Raw genomic sequence first — 10,853 nt, 5'->3', positions numbered from 1 at the left:
GTAAAGTGACTCATTGCATCGAAAGAAAAGCAGAAATCATCAAATGAATATCGCTCAATATTCGTATGTAATGAGCACATAACCTAAACAATCTAAGTGTAGATAATTAAGGTTGAAAGACTATATTTCGCTCGAAGCCGTCTGTCGTCTAAGTGTTGCATTGACCAATTGAACTCACACCCAATCGCGGCCACTCAGAAAAACACATATTCTATGTGTTGTTTTTATTTTTGCCTCGTTTTAACTAACTTTTCTAAATAGCTTTTATTCAACTGATACACAGTTGCAGATTGAGAGCCATTATTCAAGATTTTCTGAATGGATGAACCATCCTTATTTACTTTGTAGATATCATAAAAACCATGGACATTCTGCGATGAGAAAAAGACCTTGGAACCGTCAGCAGACCAAGCTGGATCCCACTCTTCAACACGATTAAATGTTAGTCGTTTCTGGTTAGAACCATCAAGATCCATGATGTATACCTCTTGATTGCCATCTCTATTTGAAAGGTAAGCGATTTGCGAACCATCTGGTGAGATTTTAGGAGACATATTATTTGTATCATCATTGGTCAGCTGAATCACATTGCTACCATCGATATTAGCAATGCTAATTTGACTTGGGCTGGCCTTAGATTGAAAGAGCAGTCGTCCATCTTGCATAAATTCAGGGGCACGCCCTTCTAATGCTTTAATTTGGCGCTGATTAGTTCCGTCGGCGTTCATCAGCCAAACTTCTTCTTGCCAGTCACCGTTTACATTTTTGTACTCTCTAGCAAATGTAATAGTTTCTCCATCAGGAGACCAAGCAGGAGCACTATCCCAAACATTTTTTACATTGGTCAAGCGGCGCATATTACTGCCATCTATTTCTGCAGTGTGAATTGACCATGTATTGTGATCGTCGTATTTGCCGTAAAAAGCTATTTGCTTTCCAGTAGGCGAAACAGATGGGTAGCCATCACTTTTAGTCGCATCTACGACTTTTATCCGTAGTTTCCCTTGCTCATCGCTCAAATAAATTGATTTGTTATTTGCTTCTTTAAATCCATAAATAATGGATAAAGGCTGAGACGTAACTTTTTCATTGGCTTGACTCGAAACCGTTAAACTAAGAATAACAATGGTGAGCAGTATTTTCATTCCGTTAACTTGTTTGTTCAGCATTCAACGTTATCCTTAAAAACTAGTTTTGAACTTGAGTAGGAGTCAGTTTAATGATTTCTATTGTCGAAAGTCGTTAACTCGCCCTGAAAATTAAGTCGTTTAACTAAATTGATGACTTGTAACGACGTCGAATGCCTCCTGAACCCTAACTTGTGACTTTCATTTGATCAGATTATTCAAAAAACGCTAATCGCTAATGCCATATCGACAAAGTCGTTTGCTAATGCGTCCGACAGTTTCCCTAGATAATGACACTAGTGCGCTTTAGTGCAGACCTATACCGTTAATAATGCGGTCGATAGATTGTTCAAGTTCTGATTTAGTGACCCCAGAGCGGGCCATACTTGCAGTGCCTTTTAGCATAGTGTACAAACTAAGGCTGTTGGCGTGGGCGTGTTGATTTAAACCTAATTCAATTGCTTCAGGATCGCGTTGGAATAAATCTGTGTACAATTGCATGGGCATAGCTTCTGCTTCTAAGAGGATTTGTTCTGCCTCTTTGGGGATCACACCGCTTACCAATTCCGATTGGCACAATACTAAGTAGCAGCCCTTTGAAAGTTCTGAGCTACACTGCATATCTACTATGGACATCATATGGTTTTTCAGTCGTTGTTTTAAAGGAACCCCTTCGTCGAATAATAATCTAAGGTGTGCTTTCATTTTTGTGTCAATGTAGCGTTGGGTTGTTTTCACAAACAATGATTCTTTATTACCAAAAGCGCGATACATACTAGGTTTACTAATGTTCATGCTGTCAGTTAAATCCATCAAAGATGCACCTATATATCCTTTCTGCCAAAAGACATGCATAGCAGCATCTAATGCTGCTTCAGAGTCAAACTCTCTTTTACGACCACTTGCCATAATGACTACCTAGAAAAATATTAAGGTGTTTATTATACCACTCGGTACGGAAAATTGAAGGGCTAAAAAACGTCGAAATTTGATTTTAATTTAACAATGGGGTTTGGTTGTTTTCAGGTGTGAAATACAACTTTATAAAGCGGAGTTCGCTGCCAGAATTTTGATCCTGACAGCTAATTTATGTCACATTACCAACTGTGTAGAATGCATCTTTTGTTTATTGGCAGGGAAAAGGTTCAATTAAAGAACCGCAATCCCTCCACCAAATGCACGATATATATCGACTAATCGATTAAAACTTTGTTGTTCTAGTTGTGCTAGTTGATCACGACTTTGCAGCACATCACGTTGCGCTTCTAATAACTCCAAAAACTCGCCACTACCCGCCTCAAAACGTTGCTTTGCAATCGTCATGGCGTGTTCGCTCGCTTTCCATTGATATTCGGTGCTAAGTTGTTGCTGGCGACTATAGTTATAATTCTGTAGTGATAGTTGCATGTCCGCAAGGGCATCAAATATTTGTTGCTCAAATTGCGCAAGCGCTATATCTGCACTGGCTTCTGCCTGGCGTATTCGAGCCTTCACGGAGCCTAGGTCGGCAACCTGCCAACTCAGGGTTGGAGCAATACTCCAACTCTTCGTCTCTCCCCCTAAAGTTAATCCTGAACCGGACATAAAACCAAGGAATCCACTGACTGACAGATTCGGATAGAGATCTGCAGTGGCAATACCGATGCGCGCAGTGGTTGCGGCTAACGCTCGCTCTGAACTGGCGACATCGGCACGGTAGCGCAGGTAATTTTCACCCGGCACCAAAGCTACAGGGTGTGAAAGCTGAGGGAGTGCAGGTTCATTTTCTAGGCCTAAACTTCCAGGCTTTTTGGCCAGTAAAGCCGATAGAGTCGCTTCCGCTTGGGCTAACAGCGAACGGATTTGCGGTACACTGGCTTCTACTTGAAATAATTGCGCGTCAATACGGGCTAATTCTAGCTCAGAAGCAAAGCCAGCCTCAAAGCGTGCTTGCACAATAGCGCGGGTTTGATGCAAATTTTGTAAATTTTGCTCGGCCACTTTTAATCGAAACTGTGCGCCTCGATAATCACCGTAGGTCGAGGCAACTTGACTAATAATTTGCACTTTTGCATCGTGCCACAATAAATCTGCCTGTTGTGCTTCTGCTTGAGCGGCTTCTATGGCTCGACGTACTTTACCAAATAGATCCAAATCCCAGGTTAGGCTCGCACCTGTTGTGTAACCGCGGTAAAGGGTGTCATCGTCACTATTTAGTACCGTTGGGTTTTTCACTGCCTGATAACCCGCATCAAGGGTACCTTTGGGCAATACATCGTTAGCACTATCACGAAACAATGAATATGCTCTTAGTACATTAACTTGGGCTTGAAATAGAGTCCGGTTCTCTTCAAGGGCCACGCTAATTAAACGATTGAGATCTTCATCTCCGAACGCTTGCCACCAATTCGTGAGGTTTTCAGCTTGTTGGTAATCTCCGGAAAGGGTTACATCACTTACCTTGGTTGGAGCCGTATAATCGGGGCCAACTGCACAGGCACTTAGGCTAACGAGTAACCCTGCAACAGTGGCTTTTGTTAATCTATTCCCCATGAGAAACCTCCTGATGAGCAGTATTTAGTGGAGTGGATTCAGGTGTTTTGCGTTCACCTCGTTTGGCTAACATGTAATAAAATAGTGGGGTGAGTATCAAACCAAATAGGGTGACACCAATCATCCCCGAAAATACCGCAACCCCCATAGCTTGACGCATCTCTGCGCCAGCGCCACTTGAGAACACCATGGGCACTACACCCATGATAAAGGCAATGGATGTCATCAAGATTGGACGCAAGCGCAGCCGGCCAGCCTCAAGGATCGCCTCATAGGCAGTTCTACCTTGGTCTTGTAATTCTTTGGCGAATTCAACTATCAAAATGGCATTTTTAGTCGCCAGGCCGACGAGTACAATAAAACCAATTTGGGTAAATATGTTGTTATCACCTCCGGCGATCAATACTCCGCTTAAGGCAGACAGTAAGGTCATTGGAATAATTAAAATGATTGCTAAAGGTAAACTTAAGCTTTCGTATTGTGCCGCCAGAACCATAAACACCAACAAGATAATGAGTGGAAATATATATACACCAGCATTTCCGGCTAATATTTGTTGATAGGTAATTTCGGTCCATTCATAAGTCATTCCGTTGGGCAGGGTTTCGGCAAGGATTTTTTCAATCGCTGCTTGCGCTTCACCTGAACTGAAGCCAGCCGCCGCACCACCATTTATTTCCGCTGTGGTGAAGCCGTTGTAATGCATGACCCGATCAGGGCCAGCGGTGTTAGTCACGTTTATGAAAGAGCCGATGGGAACCATATCACCGTTATTGTTACGCACTTTTAGCTGGGCAATTTGTTCGGGGGTTTGCCTAAACTGCTCATCGGCTTGCACATTAACCTGATAAGTTCTGCCAAACTGATTGAAATCATTTGCGTAAACTGATCCCATATAACCTTGCAGTGTGCCAAATAACTCATCTAATGAAACTGACTGTTGTTTTGCTTTCGTGCGATCGATATCCACATCAAGTTGCGGTACATTGATTTGATAACTTGAGAATACACCTGCTAATTCAGGAGTTGCCCAAGCTTTTTGCATAACTTGCATGGTTACCTTGTACAGCTCGTCATATCCGTAATTTCCGCGGTCTTGAATTTGTAATCTAAAACCACCTATGGTGCCTAAGCCCTGGACTGGCGGCGGCGGGAATATAGCGATGTATGCATCTTCAATCGCTGCAAACTTTTGATTAAGGGCGGCGGCGATTGCGCCAGCTGATAAACTGGGATCAGTTCGCTGGGAAAAGTCATCCAATGGGGTAAATACCACGCCACTGTTGGTGCTATTGGTTAAACCATTTATGCTCAAACCAGGGAAGGCAACTGAATGGGCGACGCCAGGTTGTTGCAGAGCGATCCGCGACATTTCTTTAATCACTTGTTCAGTGCGCTCTAGTGAAGCTGCATCCGGTAATTGGGCGAAAGCGACTAAGTATTGTTTATCTTGGCCAGGCACATAACCGGTAGGCGTGGTTGCAAATTGTAAACCGGTTAAACCAACCAAACCAATATAAATCACCCCAACCAAAACCCCAAAGCGTAGTACTTTTTTCACTATCCAGCCGTAGCCATCGGATAACTTAGCAAAGAACCGGTTGAATGGATTGAATAACCAACCACCCAATAGTTTGTCCATAGCCAGGGTTAATCGATCTTTCTTGCTGCCATGGCTTTTTAACAACAGAGCCGAAAGAGCAGGGCTAAGGGTTAAAGAGTTGATTGCAGATATAAAGGTTGAAATGGTGATGGTTAAGGCGAATTGGCGGTAAAATTGCCCTGTTAAACCAGACATAAATGCAGTTGGGATAAAGACTGCCGCCAATACCAAAGTGGTTGCAACTATCGGTCCTGTCACTTCTTTCATGGCTTTTTGTGTGGCATCCACTGGAGATAATCCGTCAGCAATATTTCGTTCCACGTTCTCTACTACAACTATGGCATCGTCTACTACAATCCCTATGGCTAATACCAAACCAAATAGCGATAGTGCATTGAGGGAAAACCCTAAAAGGTGCATGAACGCAAATGTACCCACTAAGGAGACAGGTACAGCCACAAGGGGAATAATTGACGCTCGCCATGTTTGCAAGAAGACTACGACCACCAATACCACCAATAATATGGCTTCAAGAAGTGTTTTCACTACCGCTTCAATTGAACCACGGACGAATACGGTTGGATCGTAAACAATTTCATAACTCAACCCATCAGGAAAGCCTTGGGACAGTTCAGCCATTTTGCTGCGGACATCGTTAGAAATCTGAATCGCATTCGATCCCGACGCTTGAAATACGGGTATTGCCGCGGCATCTTGATTGTCCAACATGGAACGAAGTGCATATGATGAAGCACCTAATTCGACACGTGCCACATCTTTTAAGCGACTAATCTGACCTTGCTCACCGACTTTGATTATGATGTTTTCAAATTCTTCTACGTTGGCTAAACGGCCCTTTACGTTGATGAGTAATTGAAAGTCGCTATTGCCGCTGGGTTGCGCGCCTAAACTACCAGCAGCAGCTTGTTGGTTCTGCTCTCGGATAGCGGTCACAATGTTGTTTGGAGACAAATCTAACGCGGCCACTTTGTTTGGATCTAGCCATACGCGCATACTGTAATCGCCCGCGCCAAATACTCGAACTTGACCCACTCCCTCAATACGGGCCAATTCATCTTTCACGTTTAGCACTGCGTAGTTAGATAGGTACAGCATGTCATAACGTTTATCTGGTGAGGTTAGATGCACAACCATGGTTAAATCTGGTGACGATTTCTCTGTGGTTATTCCTAATCGTTGTACTTCCTCCGGCAGTCGTGGTTTTGCACGCTCTACACGACTTTGCACTTGAGTTTGGGCTAGGTCAACATCACTGCCAATGGCAAATGTAATGGTTAAAGTCATACGGCCATCGGAAGTAGCTTGCGATGACATGTACAACATATTTTCTACGCCGTTGATTTCTTGTTCTAACGGTGATGCGACAGTCTCGGCGATAACTTTTGGGTTTGCTCCTGGGTAATTGGCAGTCACCACAACTGTAGGCGGCACTACTTCTGGGTATTCGGTTATCGGCAATTGCCAAACAGAGATGGCACCTACAATCAGGAAAATAAGTGAAATGACAGCTGCAAAAATTGGCCTGCGAATGAAAAATTGCGAGAACATTGCTTTCCCCTTAGCCACGATCAATAAAATTAGCGTCAGTCTGCGCCGTTAATTCATTGCTTGCTTGATCAAGTAACTTTTGTTGCTGGCGAAGGGCGGTAAGCACCTCTTTTGAGGTCATTTCGACAAATTTAGGTTGAATTTGCATATTTGGGCGAACACGTTGCAAGCCATTTACGACAATAATATCTTCAGGCTTTAGACCATCTGTGACGATGCGTAGCCCGTAGATCTTTTCTCCCAATACAACATTACGGTATTCGAGTTGATTGTCTTGGTTCACGAGCAAAACAAACTTTCTATTTAGATCAGTGCCTACTGCTTTTTCATCAATTAAGATACCTTCATATGAGTTACTTGCGGTTAACTTCACGCGGGTGAATAAACCCGGTAATAAACTATGATCATGATTCGGGAAGCTGGCTCGGATTCGAATTGTACCGGTTTGTTGGTTTACCGCGTTATCAACAAAATCGATACTGCCTGTGTGTTCAAAGTTCGTCTCACTGGCTAAGGCCATGTAAACTGGATTTCCACTTGTATCACGGGTATCTGAACGTTGACCTGATTCTGCTAGTTGTGTGTATTTAAGGTAGGTTTGCTCATCTACATCGAAATAAGCATACATTTTATCTGTAGATACCAAACTGGTTAGAATGCTTTGTCCGGCAGTGACGAAATTGCCTTCGGTAATTTGTGCATAAGAGACACGTCCGGTTATAGGTGCGGTTACTCGAGTGTAAGATAAGTCAAGCTCAGCCTTTTCCAATGCGGCTTTTACTGACACGACGGCCGAACCCGCTTGTTGCTTGCGAGCTAAGCGACCATCGAGGGTTTCAATGGATAAAGCCCGTTGTTCACTTAATGTTTTAGCGCGATCATAGTCATTTTTAGCTTGAATAAATGCGCTTTGGGCGCTTTGAAGATCAGCTTTTAGCCGATCTACCTCGGCTTGGAATGCACGCGGATCAATTTGAAACAACACTTCGCCTTTATTGACAATTGTCCCTTCTTCAAACAAAACGTTTTCAATGTAACCGGAAACCCGTGGTACTAAAGTAACAGTTTGTGGCGCTTGTAAACGCCCAGTGAACTCATCCAATTCAGTAATGCGTTCATTAACTACTTCAGCAACACTAACTTGCGGAGCAACGGGAGCGGAAGAATGCTGTGAGGCATCGGGGCTGCCACAAGCAACTAACACTAGGCTGGCTACGCCACCCATTAGCCAATTTTGAATCTTGTGTGTTGTAATCATGAATCTCAGTTCCTTTAAATTTAATATGTTCATCGTTAGATTATTTTTAATACTTGATATTTATGTACTGGTCGGTAAGAATATAGAAACAAAACATACAGTCAATCTATTTTGTACTAATCGGTAAGTTATTTTATTTATAGTTAAGAACGATTTTTTATAATCACTAGGGAATGAAGTTTGTTTAGGTGAGTCAAAGGAAGGAAAGGGGATAGGTTGTGCAAGCTTAGGAAATTAACCTCAGCGCCCATCGCATACAGGGTTAAGCTCAACTCAGCATTCCTCAAAGTGGGTATTTTCAATAAACCATTAATTGTTGCGTGGTGTGATTTTTGTACTAAAGAGTAAATAACCCTTTATAGACAAGGGGTATTTGCCAGTTTACAATAACAAAGCATTTACATTAGGAGGCGACTTATGAGTGCCGCAAGTTGTTCTGCCGCAGTAGGCAGACCAAGAGCTTTTGATAAGCAAACTGCGCTTGAAAAAGCCTTAGAGGTATTTTGGATTAAAGGGTTTGACGGTGCATCATTGTCTGACTTAACCAGTGCTATGGGGATCAATAAACCCAGTATGTACTCTGCTTTTGGTAATAAAGAGCAATTGTTTCTGCAAGCCATAGAGTTTTATGAAAATCGTCCTTGCAGCTTTTTTAAACCCGCATTAGAGCAACCAACGGCTTATAAAGTAGCAGAAGCGATGCTGCTTGGTGCGGCTAAAAATATGTCTGATTCAACTCATCCTCAAGGGTGCGTGATGGTCCAAGGTGCATTGGCCTGCAGTGAAGCTGCTGCCGGTGTGAAAGAAGAGCTGATAAAGCGTCGTCAGCAAAGCCAAGAGAAAGTTCAAGCTCGATTTGAATTGGCCATTGAACAAGGTGATTTGCCGAAAAGTGCAGATCCTGCCGCTTTAGCTCGTTACTTAAATACGATAATTCAAGGGATTTCTATTCAAGCCAGCAGCGGTGCGACAGAAGCTCAATTGAATGAGGTCGCTCAGTTAGCCTTAGCAAGTTTCCCCAGGGGCTGAAGTTATTACTTGTATGATGTGACGGTGCTAGCAAGGTGAAAAAGTTTAGCGCCCATCAATTTGCTAGCAAAGGAGCTCCATACTGTGGATAGGGTAACCGCTGTAAGCTAGCTGAACACCTAGATGTCCAGCAGCGCATACTAAAGTCTTTTTAATTGATTCACATTTTAGATGTCGGGGCTAATGGTGACGTTAAGTTTTGGCAACGACCCTTCAGCCAATTAACCCTAGCGTTTAAATAAATTTAAACGCATAAGAGATGTTCAAAAAGTCTACGCCAGGATTATTACTGTTTAAACCCCCGTTACTATAATGCATATAACGCACAGATACGGATTGTTTTAAGTTCTTTCCAAAATCCACGACTAACCCCAATCTATCTTCAAACTGATAATGTGAGCCAATGTCTTTACCTGCAAAATGTGTGTCGTCGACCATAGATATACCAATGCCAAATTCCCATTTGAGGGGGTATTTGTCATCAATGTGATAAAAAGTTTTACTCACTACAGGAGAAAGGGCGAGTACAAAGTTAGTTGCATGATTATTATGTTCGCCATATTCCCAGAAATTTGCACTCACTTCCCAATAAATATCCAGTTGATCAAAAAAAGGCACATCATTTAATTCATAAACGTAAGGCCTGTAAGCCAATCGAACGCCAGTGATATCGTCAGATCCTAACAGTAGATCCGCGGCAACAGCTTGTGATCTCACATAGTTATAGGTTGGCTCGTTTGAAAATTCGTTCATGTCTGCATTGGCTAAAGGTAAGTATGCGTTAAACATGAATACACCGACTATTAAGCGCGATAGAACAGATAAAAATGATAGATTTTTGTACATTTTCGAACTTTGTACCTCTTAGTTAATTACATGCATAAGGAACTTCTGTGGTGACCACTAGTAAAGTGTTTACACACCACTTTAATTTGTTTAACCGTGGAATTTGGCAATGACAGAAAGTCGCAAATAACTAAAATCTAAATCACCCTAATACCACAATTGAAGGTGGCACTAGTAATGCTCAGGTATTTGATATTTATAGATTTATTGATTGCCAATAACGTTTATATCTAGCATTAAGTATTAATGTACCACTTGGTATGAAAGTAATAATATACCGGTCGGTAAGTAATTTCAATTGTATTTTTAATTAATTGTTCAATCCCTATAATTTAGGGCGCTTTTTTGGGGGAGGGATTTTCGAGAAGTGTGTCTGACATCAACCCAATAATTTGATGAGGTAGCCCAATGGGCTACCTTCGTCAATGCATGAACTGGCGATTAGTTGTTGTTAAAGCTAGTAATATCCAGTGTGATGTCACAGTTTAGCAACTTTGAAATCGGGCAGTTTAGCTTGGCTTCAACCGCCGCTTTTTCAAATTCCTCTGCACCCATGCCAAGTACCAGTGCATCTAAGGTTATTTCAGATTTCGTAATGGAAAAACCGTCATCATCTTTCACCAACGTAATCGCTGCTTTGGTTTCCAATGTTCCTTTATTGAACCCCAATTCTGCCAATCCCATTGATAGTGCCATGGTGAAACATGAGGCCTGCGCTACTGCGATCTGCTCTTCGGGGTTGGTGCCAGATTTATCTTCAAATCGAGTGTTAAATCCATATGGATGATCCTGCAAGGCACCTGATTCCATCGTGACCTGACCTTTACCGTCTTTACCAAATCCTTCGTATTTTGCGGTTGCCCATTTAACAATTGCCATTTTATGCTCC

8 protein-coding genes are annotated in these 10,853 nt (G+C 42.4%); 1 reads left to right on the top strand and 7 read right to left on the bottom strand.

Annotation, left to right across the window (positions count from 1 at the left end; all coding sequences use genetic code 11):
- Positions 1-224: 224 nt before the first annotated feature.
- The 5 genes from ACYVIL_RS21595 to ACYVIL_RS21575 all read right to left on the bottom strand — a co-directional run bounded on the left by ACYVIL_RS21595 (position 225) and on the right by ACYVIL_RS21575 (position 8,089).
- On the bottom strand, positions 225-1,169 hold the full coding sequence (locus ACYVIL_RS21595; RefSeq protein ID WP_303475180.1) for a TolB family protein: 945 nt from the start codon (positions 1,167-1,169) through the stop codon (positions 225-227).
- 264 nt (positions 1,170-1,433) lie between these two features.
- On the bottom strand, positions 1,434-2,036 hold the full coding sequence (locus tag ACYVIL_RS21590; RefSeq protein WP_460314936.1) for a TetR/AcrR family transcriptional regulator: 603 nt from the start codon (positions 2,034-2,036) through the stop codon (positions 1,434-1,436).
- Positions 2,037-2,276: 240 nt separating this feature from the next.
- Positions 2,277-3,659 (bottom strand): efflux transporter outer membrane subunit, encoded by a 1,383-nt coding sequence (locus tag ACYVIL_RS21585; RefSeq protein WP_460314934.1) that lies wholly within the window; start codon positions 3,657-3,659, stop codon positions 2,277-2,279.
- Positions 3,649-6,831, bottom strand: a complete 3,183-nt coding sequence (locus ACYVIL_RS21580; protein WP_460314932.1) for an efflux RND transporter permease subunit — start codon at positions 6,829-6,831, stop codon at positions 3,649-3,651. The genes ACYVIL_RS21585 and ACYVIL_RS21580 overlap by 11 nt, the downstream gene beginning before the upstream one ends.
- 10 nt (positions 6,832-6,841) lie before the next feature.
- Positions 6,842-8,089 (bottom strand): efflux RND transporter periplasmic adaptor subunit, encoded by a 1,248-nt coding sequence (locus ACYVIL_RS21575; RefSeq protein ID WP_460314930.1) that lies wholly within the window; start codon positions 8,087-8,089, stop codon positions 6,842-6,844.
- Between the two features lie 417 nt (positions 8,090-8,506).
- Between ACYVIL_RS21575 and ACYVIL_RS21570 the strand changes: the two genes are divergently transcribed.
- Positions 8,507-9,118, top strand: coding sequence for a TetR/AcrR family transcriptional regulator (locus ACYVIL_RS21570; protein WP_303475186.1), 612 nt, complete (start codon positions 8,507-8,509; stop codon positions 9,116-9,118).
- 234 nt (positions 9,119-9,352) lie between these two features.
- On the opposite strand, the gene ACYVIL_RS21565 is transcribed toward ACYVIL_RS21570, so the two are convergent.
- Both ACYVIL_RS21565 and ACYVIL_RS21560 read right to left on the bottom strand, forming a co-directional pair.
- Positions 9,353-9,871: an acyloxyacyl hydrolase gene (locus ACYVIL_RS21565; RefSeq protein ID WP_460314946.1), complete on the bottom strand. Its 519-nt coding sequence runs from the start codon at positions 9,869-9,871 to the stop codon at positions 9,353-9,355.
- Between the two features lie 534 nt (positions 9,872-10,405).
- Positions 10,406-10,843 (bottom strand): OsmC family protein, encoded by a 438-nt coding sequence (locus tag ACYVIL_RS21560; RefSeq protein ID WP_303475188.1) that lies wholly within the window; start codon positions 10,841-10,843, stop codon positions 10,406-10,408.
- Positions 10,844-10,853: the final 10 nt, after the last annotated feature.

The organism is Aliiglaciecola aliphaticivorans, assembly GCF_054782055.1.
Note: the sequence above shows the minus strand (reverse complement) of the source record. Positions and strands in the feature narration are given on the sequence as shown.

What these genes read in the sequence shown, in the direction of transcription:
- ACYVIL_RS21595 (WP_303475180.1), bottom strand. Translation starts at nt 1,169, where the DNA reads ATGCTGAACAAACAAGTTAACGGAATGAAAATACTGCTCACCATTGTT.
- ACYVIL_RS21590 (WP_460314936.1), bottom strand. Translation starts at nt 2,036, where the DNA reads ATGGCAAGTGGTCGTAAAAGAGAGTTTGACTCTGAAGCAGCATTAGAT.
- ACYVIL_RS21585 (WP_460314934.1), bottom strand. Translation starts at nt 3,659, where the DNA reads ATGGGGAATAGATTAACAAAAGCCACTGTTGCAGGGTTACTCGTTAGC.
- ACYVIL_RS21580 (WP_460314932.1), bottom strand. Translation starts at nt 6,831, where the DNA reads ATGTTCTCGCAATTTTTCATTCGCAGGCCAATTTTTGCAGCTGTCATT.
- ACYVIL_RS21575 (WP_460314930.1), bottom strand. Translation starts at nt 8,089, where the DNA reads ATGATTACAACACACAAGATTCAAAATTGGCTAATGGGTGGCGTAGCC.
- ACYVIL_RS21570 (WP_303475186.1), top strand. Translation starts at nt 8,507, where the DNA reads ATGAGTGCCGCAAGTTGTTCTGCCGCAGTAGGCAGACCAAGAGCTTTT.
- ACYVIL_RS21565 (WP_460314946.1), bottom strand. Translation starts at nt 9,871, where the DNA reads ATGAACGAATTTTCAAACGAGCCAACCTATAACTATGTGAGATCACAA.
- ACYVIL_RS21560 (WP_303475188.1), bottom strand. Translation starts at nt 10,843, where the DNA reads ATGGCAATTGTTAAATGGGCAACCGCAAAATACGAAGGATTTGGTAAA.